This is a genomic window from Novosphingobium sp. KN65.2 (assembly GCF_001368935.1).
In the GTDB taxonomy this organism is placed as follows: domain Bacteria; phylum Pseudomonadota; class Alphaproteobacteria; order Sphingomonadales; family Sphingomonadaceae; genus Novosphingobium; species Novosphingobium mathurense.
In genome coordinates, this window is record NZ_CCBH010000170.1 from 72,557 (window position 1) to 88,695 (window position 16,139).

Annotated in this window: 17 protein-coding genes and 1 tRNA gene; 8 read left to right on the plus strand and 10 right to left on the minus strand. The window is 65.9% G+C overall.

The features are described 5' to 3' along the window. The first annotated feature begins 24 nt into the window (after positions 1 to 24). From pyrE to ruvX, 6 genes are all read left to right on the plus strand, one after another. Complete coding sequence (gene pyrE / locus SPHV1_RS16330) at positions 25 to 609, plus strand: orotate phosphoribosyltransferase (protein ID WP_054947094.1); 585 nt, start codon at positions 25 to 27, stop codon at positions 607 to 609. Positions 610 to 644: 35 nt separating this feature from the next. After that, a complete protein-coding gene (locus SPHV1_RS16335; RefSeq protein ID WP_054947095.1) occupies positions 645 to 1,385 on the plus strand; it encodes a pyridoxine 5'-phosphate synthase in 741 nt (246 codons plus the stop codon). A 108-nt stretch (positions 1,386 to 1,493) separates the two neighbouring features. Beyond that, positions 1,494 to 1,922: a holo-ACP synthase gene (gene acpS, locus SPHV1_RS16340; RefSeq protein WP_054947096.1), complete on the plus strand. Its 429-nt coding sequence runs from the start codon at positions 1,494 to 1,496 to the stop codon at positions 1,920 to 1,922. 24 nt (positions 1,923 to 1,946) lie between these two features. Then, complete coding sequence (gene lepB, locus SPHV1_RS16345; RefSeq protein WP_054947097.1) at positions 1,947 to 2,915, plus strand: signal peptidase I; 969 nt, start codon at positions 1,947 to 1,949, stop codon at positions 2,913 to 2,915. After that, a complete protein-coding gene (locus tag SPHV1_RS16350; RefSeq protein WP_054947098.1) occupies positions 2,915 to 4,072 on the plus strand; it encodes a DUF3089 domain-containing protein in 1,158 nt (385 codons plus the stop codon). Before lepB ends, SPHV1_RS16350 begins: the two co-directional genes overlap by 1 nt. Then, positions 4,051 to 4,533, plus strand: a complete 483-nt coding sequence (ruvX, locus tag SPHV1_RS16355; RefSeq protein ID WP_054947099.1) for a Holliday junction resolvase RuvX — start codon at positions 4,051 to 4,053, stop codon at positions 4,531 to 4,533. The genes SPHV1_RS16350 and ruvX overlap by 22 nt, the downstream gene beginning before the upstream one ends. Positions 4,534 to 4,555: 22 nt before the next feature. On the opposite strand, the gene SPHV1_RS16360 is transcribed toward ruvX, so the two are convergent. The 7 genes from SPHV1_RS16360 to argH form a co-directional block, all read right to left on the minus strand. Next, positions 4,556 to 5,467 (minus strand): hypothetical protein, encoded by a 912-nt coding sequence (locus SPHV1_RS16360; RefSeq protein WP_054947100.1) that lies wholly within the window; start codon positions 5,465 to 5,467, stop codon positions 4,556 to 4,558. Further along, positions 5,455 to 6,432, minus strand: a complete 978-nt coding sequence (locus tag SPHV1_RS16365) for a hypothetical protein (RefSeq protein WP_054947101.1) — start codon at positions 6,430 to 6,432, stop codon at positions 5,455 to 5,457. The genes SPHV1_RS16360 and SPHV1_RS16365 overlap by 13 nt, the downstream gene beginning before the upstream one ends. Positions 6,433 to 6,443: 11 nt before the next feature. Next, complete coding sequence (locus tag SPHV1_RS25060) at positions 6,444 to 6,617, minus strand: hypothetical protein (RefSeq protein ID WP_156367370.1); 174 nt, start codon at positions 6,615 to 6,617, stop codon at positions 6,444 to 6,446. 210 nt (positions 6,618 to 6,827) lie between these two features. After that, entirely contained in the window at positions 6,828 to 7,625 is a 798-nt protein-coding gene (locus SPHV1_RS16370; RefSeq protein WP_054947102.1) for a bifunctional precorrin-2 dehydrogenase/sirohydrochlorin ferrochelatase, read from the minus strand. 7 nt (positions 7,626 to 7,632) lie between these two features. Next, the gene (gene lysA / locus SPHV1_RS16375; RefSeq protein ID WP_054947103.1) at positions 7,633 to 8,913 is read right to left on the minus strand and encodes a diaminopimelate decarboxylase; all 1,281 of its coding nucleotides are present in this window, start codon (positions 8,911 to 8,913) and stop codon (positions 7,633 to 7,635) included. 18 nt (positions 8,914 to 8,931) lie between these two features. After that, positions 8,932 to 9,171: a hypothetical protein gene (locus SPHV1_RS16380; protein WP_007013028.1), complete on the minus strand. Its 240-nt coding sequence runs from the start codon at positions 9,169 to 9,171 to the stop codon at positions 8,932 to 8,934. Between the two features lie 7 nt (positions 9,172 to 9,178). Then, on the minus strand, positions 9,179 to 10,552 hold the full coding sequence (argH, locus tag SPHV1_RS16385) for an argininosuccinate lyase (RefSeq protein ID WP_054947153.1): 1,374 nt from the start codon (positions 10,550 to 10,552) through the stop codon (positions 9,179 to 9,181). A gap of 19 nt (positions 10,553 to 10,571) precedes the next feature. Between argH and SPHV1_RS16390 the strand changes: the two genes are divergently transcribed. Further along, complete coding sequence (locus SPHV1_RS16390; RefSeq protein WP_054947104.1) at positions 10,572 to 11,156, plus strand: TlpA disulfide reductase family protein; 585 nt, start codon at positions 10,572 to 10,574, stop codon at positions 11,154 to 11,156. A 136-nt stretch (positions 11,157 to 11,292) separates the two neighbouring features. On the opposite strand, the gene SPHV1_RS16395 is transcribed toward SPHV1_RS16390, so the two are convergent. The 3 genes from SPHV1_RS16395 to SPHV1_RS16405 form a co-directional block, all read right to left on the minus strand. Beyond that, positions 11,293 to 13,266 carry a TonB-dependent receptor domain-containing protein gene (locus tag SPHV1_RS16395; RefSeq protein ID WP_082431038.1) on the minus strand — a complete coding sequence of 658 codons (1,974 nt, stop codon included), beginning with the start codon at positions 13,264 to 13,266 and terminating at the stop codon, positions 11,293 to 11,295. A 111-nt stretch (positions 13,267 to 13,377) separates the two neighbouring features. Further along, positions 13,378 to 14,307, minus strand: a complete 930-nt coding sequence (locus SPHV1_RS16400) for a LysR family transcriptional regulator (protein WP_054947105.1) — start codon at positions 14,305 to 14,307, stop codon at positions 13,378 to 13,380. Between the two features lie 225 nt (positions 14,308 to 14,532). Then, positions 14,533 to 14,608, minus strand: a tRNA-Val gene (locus SPHV1_RS16405). Between the two features lie 207 nt (positions 14,609 to 14,815). Here SPHV1_RS16405 and SPHV1_RS16410 point away from each other — a divergent pair. Further along, positions 14,816 to 16,114, plus strand: a complete 1,299-nt coding sequence (locus SPHV1_RS16410; protein ID WP_054947106.1) for a HAMP domain-containing sensor histidine kinase — start codon at positions 14,816 to 14,818, stop codon at positions 16,112 to 16,114. Positions 16,115 to 16,139: the final 25 nt, after the last annotated feature.

Here is a 16,139-nt window from a genome sequence, read left to right on the forward strand (position 1 = left end):
TATGCATCGAAGGAATAGGTCGTAATGCAGGAAGAAGAAGTCCTCGCAGAGTTCCGCGCCAGCAAGGCATTGCTTGAGGGGCACTTCCTGCTCTCCTCCGGCCGCCACAGTGCACATTACCTTCAGTGCGCGCGTGTCCTCATGAACCCCGACCGCGCCGGACGACTCGCCGTCGCACTCGCCAGCAAGCTGCCGCACGACGTGCGCAAGCAGATCGACAAGGTCGTCTCGCCCGCCATGGGCGGCGTGATCATCGGCCAGGAAATGGGCCGCGCGCTACAGGTCGACGCGATGTTCGTCGAGCGCCCGGAAGGCACTTTCGAGCTGCGCCGCGGCTTCGAGCTGGAACCCGGCGACAGGGTACTGATGGTCGAGGACGTGGTCACCACCGGCAAGTCCTCACGCGAGGCAATCAAGGCGATCGAGGCCGCTGGCGGCCGGGTCATCGCGGCAGCCTCGCTGGTCGACCGCTCGGGCGGCGCCGTGGACCTTGGGGTGCCCTACTTCCCGCTGGTCGAGATCAACTTCCCGACTTACGCCGACGACGAACTGCCGCCCGAACTGGCGGCGACACCCGCGGTGAAACCGGGCAGCCGCGTCCAGCCCTGACCCTTCCAACCGACGAAAAACCTTAGGATTACCGGATGAACGCCCTTACACCTTCGCGCCTGCGTCTTGGCGTGAACATCGATCACGTCGCGACGATCCGCAATGCGCGCGGCGGCGAACATCCGGATCCGGCCCGCGCGGCGCAGATCGTCGCGCAGGCCGGGGGTGACGGCATCACCGTGCACTTGCGCGAGGATCGCCGCCACATCCGCGACGAGGACCTGATGCGCGTGCAGGCCGCCACCGGGCTGCCGCTCAACCTCGAGATGGCGGCCACCGACGAGATGCTGGAGATCGCACTGCGCCACAAGCCGCATGCGGCCTGCATCGTCCCGGAAAAGCGCGAGGAACGCACCACCGAAGGCGGGCTCGACGCGGCCGGGCTGCACAACCAACTCGCCCCGATCGTCTCGCGCCTGTCGGATGCGGGCGTGCGCGTGAGCCTGTTCATCGCCCCGGACCCGCGGCAGATCGAGGCGGCGATGAAGCTCGGCGCGCCCGTCGTCGAGTTCCATACCGGCGAATATGCCCATGCCGAGGGCGAACAGATCGCGGTCGAACTCAAGCGCATCGTCGACATGGCCGCGCTGGCTGCCAAGAACGGCATCGAACCCCATGCCGGACACGGCCTCACCTACGAGAACGTCCAGCCGATCGCGGCCATTCCGCAGCTCGCGGAACTGAACATCGGACACTATCTGATCGGAGAAGCGATATTTTGCGGACTCGAGGCGAGCGTGACCAGAATGCGTGCGCTGATGGACGAAGTCCGCTGACTTGATGGCTCTCGCCGCGATTCGGCGAGCGCCTTCGCGAAAGGTCCCGATTCGCCATCGGGAACACAAGGCCGGCTGTGCAACCGGCCGCAGGACGGAGAATGCGTCGTGATCATCGGAATGGGTTCCGACTTGTGCAATATCGAGCGGATCCAGGCTTCGCTGGACCGTTTCGGCGAGCGCTTCGAGAAACGCGTCTTCACCGAGATCGAGCAGGCCAAGGCCAATCGCCGCCCGTTCACCAAGGCGGGGACCCTCGCCAAGCGATTCGCCGCGAAGGAAGCCTATTCCAAGGCGGTCGGCACCGGCTTCAAGGCCGGTGTGTTCATGAAGGACATCGGCGTCGTCAATGCGAAATCCGGCGCCCCTACCCTTGCCCTCACCGGCGGCGCGAAGGCCCGGCTCGACCTGATGGTTCCCGCGGGACACGAGGCCGTGGTTCACCTGACGCTCACCGACGATCATCCATGGGCCCAGGCATTCGTCGTGATCGAGGCCCGTCCGCTTGCGGCGGCTCCTGCCCCTTCCGGTTCCTAGACTTTTCCGAGCGCTCCACCGAGAATGACCGAACACACCGCCGATCCCGCCTCCCCCCTTCGCGCGCAGGAGAGCCCCGTTAGCAATCCGGACAAGCCCAAGGTCAACTGGTTCCACGAACTGCGCGGCCTGGCGCTGATGCTGCTGGGCGTGCTGGCGTTCCATTCGCTGATCGCCAAGCCGTTCTACATCCCGTCGATCTCGATGATGCCCAACCTGCTGGTGGGCGACCGGCTGGTGGTTTCCAAGTACGCCTACGGCTGGAACTGGTCCTCGGTGAGCTTTCACATGCTGCCGCGCGCCGAGTGGCGGCTGTTCGGCTCGACGCCCGAGTACGGCGACATCGTCATCGTGGTGCCGGGCAACCGAAAGGCCGACCTGATCAAGCGCGTCGTCGCCCTTCCCGGCGACCGCATCGCCGTGGTCGACGGGCGCATCCGCCTCAACGGCAAGTTCATCCCACGCGAAGTCGAGCCGCCGGTCGAGATCGCCGCCGACGATGCCCTGCAGTGCGAGGGCGATGCCCAGCCGGGCCATTGCTACAAGGGCTTCGAGCTTTACCGCCGCCGCCTGCCCAGCGGCCGCGATGTCTTCGACCTGCCCGCCTATCGCGAGACGCTGCCCAACGGTGCGACCTATCAGGTGATCGACTATACGACGCAGGTCATGGACAATTATCCGGAGATCACCGTGCCTGAAGGCCATGTCTTCCTGATGGGCGACGATCGCGACCGTTCGGCCGACAGCCGCTTTCCCTTCGAGACCGACTACCGGGGCACCCCGGGCGGCGGCCTTGGCGGACCGGTGCCGCTGTCCGACATCGGCGGACGTGCCGAGTTCATCACCTTCTCGCTCGATGGCACGCAGAACTGGAACCCGCTGACCTGGTGGAGCGCGCTGCGCGACGGGCGCACTTTCACCAGCCTGCGCCCGCGGATCGAAAAGCACCCCTCCGACAGCAGCACCGGCCAGCCCGGCGGGACGGCCACCTGATGGTCCGCAAGTTCCTCTATGCGATCGCCGCCATCATCGTCCTGATCACGCTGGGCCGCATTGCCCTGCTGTTCTGGGCCGAAGACCTGACCGAGATGGCCTTCGTCCCCGACGTCACGTTCCAGCCGCAGCCCGCGATGGCAATGAACGCCTGGGACAAGTCGGACATGTGGATCTCGCGCCCGGGCATGATGCCCGAAGCCGATCCCTCCCGCTACCTGCCTCAAGGCGCAAGCCAGCCCGCCGGAAAGCCCCTCTCCGCCGCAGTCTTCTTCGTTCATCCCACGAGCTACGTCGAAAAGGACGCGTGGAACGCGAGCCTGAACGACAAGGCCTCGCGCGACCTCGCTGGCCTTTACGTGAAGGGCATGGCCACGCCGTTCAACGCCACCGACCGGCTCTGGGCCCCGCGCTATCGCCAGGCCGCGGTCGGCGCGTTCCTGACCGACGACCCGCAGGCCGACAAGGCGATCGACCTTGCCTATGGCGACGTCCTTGCCGCCTTCGACGCCTTCATCAAGACGGTACCCCAGGACGAACCGGTCGTTCTGGCCGGGCACAGCCAGGGCGCGTTCCTGCTGCGCCGCCTGCTGCGCGACCGCGTGGCCGGCACGCCGCTGGCCGAGCGCATCGCCGCGGCCTACATCGTGGGCTGGCCGGTCTCGATCGACCACGACCTGCCGAAGATGGGCCTCGCCCCCTGCGACAGGCCCGACCAGGCCGGCTGCGTTTTGAGTTGGCTCACCGTGGCCGACCCCGCCGAGACCGCGCAACTGGTCAAGGCCTACGTGCGCCGCCGCGGCCTCGACGGACAGCCGCTTACGCAGACGACGGCGCAGGGCGTGGCGATCGACAGCCCATTCCTGTGCAGCAATCCACTGACCGGCACCCGCAATGGCGCGGCGGATGCGCGGGCCAATCTCGGCACGCTGGTGCCCGATCCGGCGAACTGGAACGGCGAACTGGTGAAACAGGTGGTGCCCGCCGCCTGCGAAAGCGACATGTTCCTGCACATCGGACCGCCGCCCAAGCTCGACCTCGGCCCCTATGTGCTGCCGGGCAACAATTACCACGTCTATGACTACACCCTGTTCTGGGCGAACATCAGGGCCGACTTCGAACGGCGGATAGCGGCATGGCAGAAACAGCACTCATAACCACCAGCGCGCTCGACTATCGCGACGCGCTGCCCGACGCCGGGGCCTTGCTGGGCCTCGACCTCGGCACGCAGACCATCGGCACGGCATTCTGCGACGCCGGCTGGCAGTTCGCTTCGCCCGGGAAAACGATCAAGCGCGGCAAGTTCGGCGCCGACAGGGCGCTGCTCGAAGGGCTGATCCGCGAGCGGTCGATCAGGGGCATCGTCATCGGCCTGCCGCTCAACATGGATGGCTCGGAAGGCCCGCGCTCGCAATCGAGCCGCGCCTACGCGCGCAATCTCTCCGCGCTGGGCCTGCCGATCCTGCTGTGGGACGAACGCTGGTCGACCATGGGCGCCGAACGCGGGTTGCTTGCCCAGGACATGAGCCGCGCCAAGCGCGCCGAACGCATCGATTCCGCGGCTGCCGCCGTGATCCTGCAGGGCGCAATCGACGCACTGGCCGGGGGCTTCATCTAAGAGCCGTTCTTCGAAGCCGGCGTTATCCGGAAAGCGCACCGCGCCTGTGCTTCGCCACTTGCGCGACGAGGCGACTGCCGCTGGCTTCAGCCGCACGCCAGACCCCATCGCGTGCATCCTCGCTATCGGCGCAGGCGGCCAGCGCCTCCCAGGCATTGAGGCGCATTCTCTCGCTGGCGTGACTGCGCCCGAAATGCTGCGCGAGGTCCTTGGCGTCCTCACTGCCCAGTGCCACGGCAAGGCGCAGGAAGGTCTCGCTCGGCCCGTCGCCCATGACGCGCGTGATGCGCGCTTCGCCGGTGTCGAACTCATAGTGGCTGAGCCACCCCTGCACCGCCTGGGTGTGGACCAGCTTGAGCGAGACCGAGAGCGAAGCGGGCGGGTTGAGCCGATGGATGTCGCGGTGCGGGCGGTAATGGTGGATCATGCCCTTGCGCAACCGGCTGCGGCCCAGCCGCTTGAGCGCGACCGCCTCCCCTGCCCTGCCGATGACGCGCTGACCGTCGTACTCGAAGTCCTCGATCTCGCAGCCCGGGCCGAAATAACCCAGCGTAAGGAAGTCGTAGTTGTGGTCGTGGGCGACGCCATAGCCGAAGGCCCGCGCGCCGCTGGCCCGCATCGCGTAGTCCGAGGCGGCCGGCCAGATATTGGCTCGAATGCAGAAGTTGCCGCGCCCCGGCGTTGCCAGGACGATCGATTGCGGACCACCGCTGCTGATCGCGTCCACCGCCGCCGGGGACGGCGCAAAGCCCGCCAGCAGGTCGATCAGCAGGTCGCCGAGGAACTGCCGGTCGTTGCCGAGACGGCGCAGCCAGTGCGCGGCGTGTTCGACGCTTTCCCGCTCGCCCGGATCGAAACCCCACGAGGACAGCGCCTCGATGCATTCCGACAGCGATGCCGGTGTCGGATCGCGCGTCTCGATCAGCTGCGCCATTGCGATATCCTTTCCAGCTCCGGCCAGGTGCACAGCAGCCGGCGCTGGGTTTCCTGCGCCAATGCGGCAAGGGGATCGTCTTCCGACGCCGCGACCTGGCCGAGCAGGATCATCCCGGCGCGGGTATCGAGCGCGAGCAGTTCGCGCATGGCCTGCCAACGCAGCCCTTCATGCCCGCTGCCGATCACGATGCGCGAGATCACCGGCACGGCGTCACGCCGGCCCATGCGCGAAAGCACCGAAATGGCCAGCTCGCAGCGGCTGTCGTGCAGGTTGGAGGCGGCCTGGTGCATGAGCGCGCCATCGGCGAGCGCGAATTCGCGGACCGGTTCACTCCCGCCAAGGAAGCGCTGCAAACGCAGTTTCACCAGGCAACCGCGTGCGCCGCGCACCTGTATCGTCTCGCGCCGGCCGTCCCTGTGGATCACGTCACCCGGCTCCAAGGCCAGCGTCTCGATCTGCAGTTCGGCGCAGCGGTCCTCCACCGCCGCGCAGCGGACGCGGTCGGCCGTAGCCGAACCGGCCAGAACGAAGGACCAGCTTTGAAGCGGGGTGAAGGCCACTGCCCGCGCCTGCGGCAGCGCGCAGAGCCGCTCGCCTTCATAGGATACAAGGGCGAGCGTCGCGGTGCCCCAATGCGAAAGCAGCAGGGTCTGCCCGGCATGGCTTACCCCATGGCGCAGCGGCAGGTGCCCCAGCGGGTGCGAGCGCAGCCCCCACAGGCCAAGCTCTACGAAGTTGGCGACCAGTTCGCGTGTCGCGCCGCTCCCGCTTTCGAACAGAGCGGCGAGCGAAGGGCAGGCCTCCAGCGCTTCTCCTTCACCGAAGCGTTCGAAGTCGGCGAGAACCCGGCTTGCCTCGGGGCGCGCGCGCCACTGCCCCAGAAGCACCGCGAGATCGCGCTGCCCCTTCGTCCAGCCTTCGTCATTCTCGCGCAGGTCCGCCAGCGCCTTGTCATGAAACATATGCGTTCGGATCAGGTGCCGGGGTGGAGTTCGTAGAGATAGGCCTCCAGCGAAGCCTCTGCCGCGTCATGGACCTGGCGGCCCGCAGCATCGGTATAGCTACCGAACAGGCCGGTCGGCTGTGCCGGATCCGGCAGCGACGCGGGATCGATTTCCGGCAAGTGCAGAAACCCAGGTTCGGTCATGTCGTGGTGTCCCCCATTGGGCCAGGCACTGCCTCGCCGTTAGCAAATTACGCTTAACGTTCGCCATGCGAGCAATTAAAACATTGTAATAACAACGCGGAACTGCGCGTTCCGAGGATAACTGCCGGGCACGATGTTTAGGATCGGGTTACCGACCGGGCAAAGACGCGGTTGGAGCCCGGGCGACTCGCGTCGTGCGCGAGGGGCAACTCAGTCGGCCATGCGAGCCATGCGCAGGAGAATGGTGAGCCCTTCGCCCGGACGGGGGCTCTCTCCCGGGGCGACCATGACACGCGCAGCATCGGCGCGGGCGCGGTCCAGCACCGCGCGGGGAACTTCGGCTTCGTAGGCGATCAGGTCGGCCGACCCCATGAGGCGCGCCTGGCGCAAGGTAAGGTCCTCGGGATCATCGCTGTGCAAGACGATTTCCACCGCCCCGACCCGCTCGTGATCGGCGGCCGAAAGCCAGTCGTCGATCCTGCCTGCGCTGGCCTCGTCCAGAGGATCGAGCGGCCCGCCCGAGCCGAGCGCGGCATCGAGCGCACGGCGGCGGTCACCGGCATCGGGAAAGCGCCCACGCACGGCGGCCCGCGCTGCGCCCAGCGCCTTCGCAAGCGCGCCGAGCGACTGCGGCAACAGCACTTCGAGGCGCAGGCGCAACTGCTTGGCGAGGCCCGCCGAAGCGCCTCCGGTACCAATGGCGACGAGAACCGGCGAACGATCGAGGATCGAGGGCACGGTAAAGTCGCACAGCGCCGGACGGTCGGTGGCATTCACCAGCAACCCCGCGCAGCGCGCACGAACCGTATCGCCTTCGGCCGCCGTCTCGTCCTCATGGGCGATGAAGGCGAGCCGCGCGCCCTTGTCGATGCCTTCCTGCAGGTCGTCGACGACGATGCCGCCCGCCCGCTGGACCAGCCGCCGCTTCGCCTCGGCCGCTTCCCCCGCGCCCAGCACAACCACCGGCTGGCCGGCGATGCGATGGAACAGGGGAAGGGTCTCGATCATCTTCGGATCACTCCGCTGCGTCTTGCTCTTGCTTCAGCCACTCCGGCACGCGTTCGGCGGACAGGATGGTTTCCGGTTCAATGCGGTTGGCGACAAGCGCCCACTTTTCGCCATCGACCATCACCTCAGGCACCAGCGCGCGGCTGTTGTAGGTATTGGCCATGGTAGCGCCGTAGGCGCCGGCCGTGCGGAACACCCCGAAGTCACCCGCCCTCACCACGTCGATCTCGCGTCCCATGGCGAACGTGTCGGAGCTTTCGCAGATCGGCCCGACGATGTTCGCGACCATCGTCTCCCCGGTCGGGTTGACCGCCGCAAAATCGTGCCAGGCATCGTACATCGCCGGACGGGCAAGGTCGTTCATCGCCGCATCGACTACCACGAAGGGGTTCGAAGCGCCCTGCTTCACCCGGATCACCTCGGTCACGAGCACGCCGGAATTGCCGGTTATGACGCGGCCCGGTTCGAACATCAGGATGACGCCCCAGTCCTTTGCCACATCGTGGACCATGCGGCCGTAGTCGTCCGGCGTGGGCAGGCTTTCGCCCACCTTGTAGGGTACGCCAAGCCCGCCGCCGAGGTCCATGTGCGTGACTTCGTGGCCTTCGGCGCGGATCGTCTCCATCAGCGCGCCCATCTTGATGAAGGCCTGCCGCGAAGGTTCGAGATCGCTGATCTGGCTGCCGATATGCACGGCAAGGCCGCGCATCAGCAGGCCGGGCAGTTCCGCAAGACGGGCAAAAATGCCAGCGGCAACGTCGTAGGCGACGCCGAACTTGTTCTCGGCCTTGCCGGTCGAGATCTTGGCGTGGGTCCTGGCATCGACATTGGGGTTCACGCGCAGCGCGCAGGAGGCCCGCCTGCCCAGTGCCGCAGCGATTTCCGCCAGCTCGACGCCTTCTTCCTCGCTTTCGAGGTTGAACTGGCCGATGCCCGCCTCGACTGCCGCCTTCAGCTCTCGCTTCGACTTGCCGACGCCGGAAAAGACGATGTCCTGCGCCGGGATACCCGCGGCCAGGGCGCGGCGCATCTCGCCTTCCGAAACCACGTCGGCGCCATACCCTTCGCTTGCCAGCAGGTGGAGCACGGCAAGGTTGGGGTTCGACTTCACGGCAAAGGCGATGTGCACGCTGGGCAGGGCCGAAAGCGCCTCGCGGAAAACGCGGGCGTGGCGCGTCAGCGTGGCGCGCGAATAGACGTAGACCGGCGTGCCGACTTCGCGCGCGATCGTTTCGAGCGGCACGTCCTCGGCGTGAAGCGCGCCGTTCTTCAGTTCGAAATGGTCCATTGTTGTCCTGTCAGGGGCTTATTCGGGCGGCGGGAGATCGTAGGGATCGTCCTCGCGTTCCTCGGATCGGGTGCGCAGTTCGACGCTGCGCTCGGGGATCGCCAGGGTCGGCGGATTGAGCAGTTCGTCCGAAGTCGGCTTTTCCGCGCGGCCATAGGGCGCGGGCGGCAATTGCTGCCCTTCCCGCAGCGACAGCCCCTTGCGCTGGCCGCAGGCAACCAGCGCAAGAACGAGAACGAGCGGGATGAGCTTGCGCAAGGTAGACTTACTCCAGACCGAGCGCGGACCGGGCCTCGGCCACGCGCAGGCGAACCTGATCGGGCGCGGTGCCACCGTGCGAACTGCGCGCGGCAACCGAAGCCTCGACCGAGAGCGCCTTGAATACGCGCTCGTCGATGCGGCTGTCGATCTCTTTCAGGTCTGCCAGCGGCAACCGGTCGAGCGCCAGCCCGCGGGTTTCGGCAAGCTTCACGGCGGCGCCGGTGATGTGATGCGCTTCGCGGAAGGGGATGTTGCCTTCGCGCACCAGCCAGTCGGCAAGGTCGGTGGCCGTGGCAAAGCCCAGCTCGGCCGCGCCGCGCATGCGATCGGTGCGGAATTTCGTATCGGCAACCATGCCGGTCATCGCCGCGACCGACAGCGCCAGCAGGCTCGCGGCCTCGAAGACCGGCGGCTTGTCGTCCTGCATGTCCTTCGAATAGGCGAGCGGCAGGCCCTTCATCGTCATCATCAGCGCCGTGAGACAGCCGGTGATGCGCCCGGCATGGCCGCGCACCAGTTCGGCGGCGTCCGGGTTCTTCTTCTGCGGCATGATCGAGCTGCCCGTCGACAGCGCATCGGGCAGCGACACGAAGCCGAAGGGCTGGCTAGCCCAGATGATGAATTCCTCGGCCAGGCGCGAAAGGTGCAGCGAGCACTGCGAAGCCGCCATCAGGTAGTCGAGCGCGAAGTCGCGGTCCGAAACGGAATCGAGGCTGTTGTCGGTCGGCGCATCGAAGCCCAGCGCCTGCGCGGTCATCTTGCGGTCGATCGGGAAGCCGGTCCCGGCCAGCGCTGCCGAACCGAGCGGGCTGCGGTTCATCCGCTTGCGGGCATCGGCGAAGCGCGACCGATCGCGCGAGATCATCTCGTAATAGGCCATGAGGTGATGGCCCAGGGTCACCGGTTGCGCGGTCTGCAGGTGCGTGAAGCCAGGCATGATCGAATCGGCATGCTCACCGGCGCGGGTGACGAGCGCGACCTGCAGCGCTTCCAGCCCGGCATCGATCTGGTCGATCGAATCGCGCACCCAGAGGCGGAAGTCGGTCGCCACCTGGTCGTTGCGCGAACGCGCCGTGTGCAGGCGTCCCGCCGCAGGCCCGATCAATTCGGTCAGGCGCGATTCGGTGGTCATGTGGATGTCCTCGAGGTCCCAGTCCTCGGGCACGCCGTTCGCTTCGTACTCGGCGGCAACCTTGTCGAGGCCCTCGGAAATCAGCACCGCGTCCTCGCCCGCGACGATACCGCAGGCACCCAGCATCGCGACGTGCGCCTTGCTGGCGGCGATATCCTGACGCCACAATGCCTTGTCGAAGGGGATCGAGGCATTTATCTCGCGCATGATTGCCGACGGTCCTTCCGCGAACCGTCCGCCCCACATCTGGTTGGAGCCGCCCATCTTGCTGTCTTCCCGCTCGCTCAAGTGTCTCGTCCTTACTGGCGCCCTGCTGGCCGCGGGCTGCGATAGGCAAAGCGAAGGGGAGTCGCAACCGCAGGCTTCGCAGGCGCCTGCGGAAACCGCCGCAACGGCCGAGGTCGCCTCGAAAAAGCTGGATCGCTCGCACAAGGGCGATCCGATGCCGGTCATCACGCTGGTCGACAATACCGGCGAAACACTCGACCTCGCCTCGTTCAGGGGCAAGCCGCTGCTGATCAACCTGTGGGCCACCTGGTGTGCGCCCTGCATCGAGGAAATGCCCACACTCGACGCGCTGATCGCCCGCGAGGACGAGACCGGGGTCGCCGTCCTGCCGATCTCACAGGACATGGGCCAGCCGGACAAGGCCGTGGAAATCCTGCGCCGCCGCAAGCTGGACCACATCCAGCCCTGGGTCGACGACAACGGCGACCTCGGCTTCCAGTATGGCGGCAACCTGCCGGTGACGGTGCTGTTCGACAGCAAGGGCAAGGAAGTCTGGCGCTACATCGGCGGCAACGACTGGACGAGCCCGGACGCGCTCAAGCTGATCGCCGAGGCGAAGTAGGCTTTCAGGAAGCGGGACACCGTCCGCCTGAAAGCCACCTTCACGCCAGCCGGTTCTCCATGCCGCAGGCGGGCCATGGAGAACGGACAGCGCGTCCCCCGTGCGCCCGGACGGGGGCGGTTGGGGCAATCGGTGCTCAGAAACGGGCGGTAACGCCCATCCACAGGCGGGCCGGATCGATCACATAGGCATAGGTATCGTAGTCGACCCGCTTGTCGAGGAGGTTCTGGACCCCGCCATGTACCGTCACAGCCGGTGAGATACGGTAGGATGCGCCGACATCGACCGTGGTGTAGGAAGGCGCAACCGTGTTCTCACCGCTGATCTGGGCCTCGGTCACGGCCTCCCTGCCGCGGAATATGGCCCGCGCATAGGCGCTCAGGCGATCGTTCGGCTGCCAGTTGAGCGAGCCCGAGGCTTGCTGCTTGGGCGTGTCATTGAGCGCCGCCCCCGCATTGGCGCCAGTGAGCTGTTCGGAATCCGTGAGCGTCCCGGATGCATTCAGCCGCAAGGTCGACGTCAGCCGCACATCGAAAGTCAGTTCCACGCCGCGAATGCGCGCTTCATCGACGTTAACGTATGTTGTCGGCAGGCGGCCGATCGAGCTCAGCGGTTCGTCGACACACCAGGCTCCGGCTGCCTGACAGGTCACACGCGTGATCTTGTCCTTGAAGCGCGTGTCATAGGCGGTGAGGCTCGCCGAAAAGCCCCCGCCGTCATAGAGGGCCGCAGCCTCGAAGGTGCGCGAAGTCTCGGCCTCGAGATCGGGATTGCCGTAGATCGTGCCGCCACGGCTCGTCTGCCCCCAATCGGCGAGTGTCTGGCGCAGTCCGGGCGCGCGGAAACCCTGCGAGTATCCACCCTTCAGGGTCACCCCGTCGCTCACATTCCAGACCAGGTAGGCACGCGGTGTCCAGTGCGCTCCGTACTGCTCGTCATTGTCCAGGCGAATGCCGCCGGTAAGGCGCAACGTGTCAAGGATCGACAGCTCGTTCTCGGCGAAGACCGCCCAGCTGCTGCGTGTCGTTCCGACACGCGTCGAACCGGCGAGACCGTTACCGGTCAGATCGGTCAGGTCTTCAAACCGATAGTAGCCACCAAGCGTCAGGTTGTTCGACGGCAGCGGTACGGACCAGATCGACTGCCCCACGGTATTCGCGATGCGCTTGCGTCCCTCGACATGTTCCGCATTTTCGTACTGCAGGTAACTGTTCGACGAGGCAAAGCCCCAGTCGCCGATATGCGTCACAGATCCGACGTAGCGGTTCTGGGTCATCGAGCTTTGCGTCCCGTCAGGCTCCGGACGTCTCGGATTGCTGATGCCGGACTTGCCGATGGTGGCAGTCGTTTTCTGGCGATAGTAGCCGCCCTCGACGAGAAGGCGATGCTCGGGACTGATTTCGAAGCCGAGCTTTCCGGCGATCGTCTCGTCCTTGCGTTCGGGTGTCCCGCCCGCGACATTGTCCTCCTGGCGGCGGTTGACCGATCCATTCAACTGGAGCCCGACGCCCTTGCTGACCGGCCCGGAGAGATAGAAGTTGGCATCGCCGAAATTGCCGAATTTACGGCCCAACTGCATCGTGCCGTTGGCGCGCAGGCTGCGCGACCAGTCGGTCGCGATCGCACGGGTGATGACGTTGACCACGCCGCCCATCGCGTCCGAACCGTAAAGCGAAGACATCGGTCCGCGCACCACTTCGATCCGCTCGATGGATTCCAGCGGAGGCAAAAGGCCGCCCTCGGAAATGCTGCCGCCGTTGGTTCGCGATTCACGCGCGCTCAGCCGCCGACCGTCGACAAGGATCAGGGTATATTGCGAAGACATGCCCCGGATGGAAATGTCGCGGCTGTTGCCTTCGCCCGCGGTCACCGTCACGCCCGGGATTTCCATCAGCGCGTCGGTGATCTCGCGATATGGCAGCCGTTCGATGTCTTCGCGCGTGATCACGCTGATCGAAGCTGGCGCATCCTTGACTTCCTGTTCGCGCGTCGTGGCCGTCACGACGATCTGGGAAGTGTTTGTCGCCCCCGGATCGATTCCCGCTGCTGATGCCCCGGTCGAGAAAGCGCAGATGCCGATACCTGTCGCGGCCACGCCAGAGCGCAACATGCATTTCAGAGTTCTCAAGATTGCCCACCAATAATTACTATTGCGAATGCTTCGCACTAGCGCCTCTGGTGAGAAAGCCCCGAGGCCGCAACACTCAAGAATGAATAACCGTCATTCACCGGACCCCGGATCCGGGGGGGCGCTGGCTGACCGGATCAGCTGCGTACGAAGCCAGGTCACCGCCGGATCGTGTCGGCTGCGTTCATGCCATAAGATCCAGTACTTGAGCGTTCCCAGAACGGCAGGAGCGGGCCGGGTCGCAAGATCCGGCCTGTCGCACCAGCTCCGCGCGGCGCGTGACGGGACGACCATGACGAGATCTCCCGCCAAGAGCATCTGGGGCGCCAATGTAAAATAGGGGATCGTCATCGCTACCTTGCGATGACGGGCGGCGGCTCCCAGCTCCATTGCCACCCGATCCAGTTCCGCATCGCTGACCGACAGGCCGAGATGGGGATAGGCAACGAATGCGTCGACATCCACCGCGCCATCGTCCGCCTCCGTCAGCGGATGGCCCTTGCGCGTGACGCAGATGAAGGAATCCTCGAAGAGCAGATCATGGTGAATTTGCTCGGGTGAGGGATCGAAGCCGGTCAGGGCGAGATCGATCTCACCTGCGGCCAGGTTTCGATGCGGCGCATGCCCGAGCGGAAGAATGTCCAGCCCCATCGAAGGCGCATGCTGCCTCATCGCCGGAAGCGCCGGCTGGCATACTGCCCAGGCGCCAAAATCGGTCGTTGCTATGCGGAAGCGGCGATGAAGGTGGGTGGGATCGAATGTCGATGCGTCGAGCAGGCTAGCGGTCGCTGTCACCCAGTCGGAAAGCCTGTCGACCAGTTCCTCCCCGCGCCCCGTGCGGGCCATCCGGTTGCCAGTGCGCACCAGCAACGGGTCCTGAACGACCTCTCGCAGCCGCGCGAGATGTCGGCTCACACTGGGCTGGCTCATGCCGAGCATCATCGCCGTCGTCCCCACGCTTTTCGTCTTGAGCAGGTAGGCGAGGACAAGGATCAGGTTGGGGGACAGGTGCTGATGAATCATGGGATCTTTATTGCACATCATTCTCATTCGCAATCAAGCGCGAAACACCGCGAAACACTATGTCACAGGACAGAGCGCATCGACTGGCCGGATACGCACCGAAAACAAGGCCTGCAGCGCAGGCACGCGGAACCCAAGACCGTCAGGCGCGACGCATTCCCATCGACGGCGCCCCGGATTTCTGCGGGCCACAACGATTACTGGGATGTGATGGATCGTGATCCGTGGTGGGCGGTGAGGGGCTCGAACCCCCGACCCTCTCGGTGTAAACGAGATGCTCTACCAACTGAGCTAACCGCCCGACATGCCGGAGCCCCGGGCCTTTACGCGAAAATGGCGGCTCGTCAACCGCCGGTTTCGTTTGCAATGCGTCTGGCGGCCACAGGGTTTCAAATCGTTGCTGGCCGTGCTTGGTAATTGACCTGGGCCGCGCCCGGTGGAAGCGAGCACGTAACAAGCGCCGCTGGACGCTTGCAGGAACGGCCAGAGCGAGAGAGGATCGAGATCAGTGACGCGCCCAGTCCCTCCCCGGCTTGCAGCCTATGTCGCGGTCGTGTTCCTTGTGCTCGTGCTGGTGCAGTTGGCCGCGAGCCTGCTGTTCTACAACGCGATCGATCGCCAGACTCTGCGCGACGATCATGCCCGCCGCGTGGCCGAACTGCTGGTGGTGAGCGACCGTGTCCACGCGCTCGATCCTGCGCGCCTCGCCGAAAGCATGACGACGCGGCATCTCTCCGCCCGTGTCGCCTCGGTGCCGCTGGTCGCGGCGCCGACCGGCGATGCCGCGCTGATGGCGATTGCCGCGCGGATCGTGGAATGGGAGCCCTCGCTGGCCGATCGTTCGCTGAACCTTGCGACCACGCGAACGGCCGGTGGCGGACGGGACCTTATCGGTTCTATCCGGCTGGGCGAGGATGACTGGCTGAACTTCCGCTCACGCGACATCAATTCGATGTGGCCGGTGGCCCTGCGCGCCACCGCACTGACGCTGGCGACGACGCTCGCCTGCCTCGCGCTGGGCCTGGGCGCGCTCCACCTGCTGACGCGGCCCCTGCGGCGGCTGACCGATGCAGCCGAGGCGATCGGCAAGGGACGGCAGGTGACGATCCGCGAAGGCGGGCCCAAGGACTTGCGCAACCTGGGCCACGCGATGAACGTCATGCAGGCGCGCATCGAACGCCTGCTGCGCGACCAGGCACTTTCCTTCGAAGCGATCAGCCACGACCTGCGCACGCCACTGTCACGCCAGAAAGTCGCCAGCGAACTGATCGACGATCCGGAGATCGGCGGGCTGGTGCGCGAAAGCGTGGATGAAATGGAGGACCTGCTGGCCTCGCTGCAACGGTTCCTGCGCGCGCAGCACCTGTCGGCAGAGCCCGAGACGGTCGACCTTGCGCCTTATCTCACCGAAGTGCTCGCCGGGTTCGGCGACCGCGCGAAGATTGAGGTACAGGGCCGGTCCACCGCGCGAACCTACCGCGAACCGCTGGCGCTGGCTGTCTGCGCCCTGGTCGAAAATGCCGTGCATTTCGGCGAGCGGGCGAAAGTCTCGATAGTGGAGGAGGACAGACACCACACTGTGTTTATCGAAGACGAAGGCCCGGGGATCCCGCCCGACTATTTCGAGGCGATCCTCGACCCCTTCTTCCGTCTCGACGAAGCGCGTCAGCGCGACACGAAGGGCTTCGGCCTGGGCATTCCCATGGCACACCGCTTGATGATGCGCTTCCATGGCGGGCTCTCTTTCGCCGCTTCGCCGAGCGGCGGATTGATCGCCCGCCTGGAAGTACCGACCCCGCAGGACTGATCGCCAGCCTGCGGAGCTCTGAATT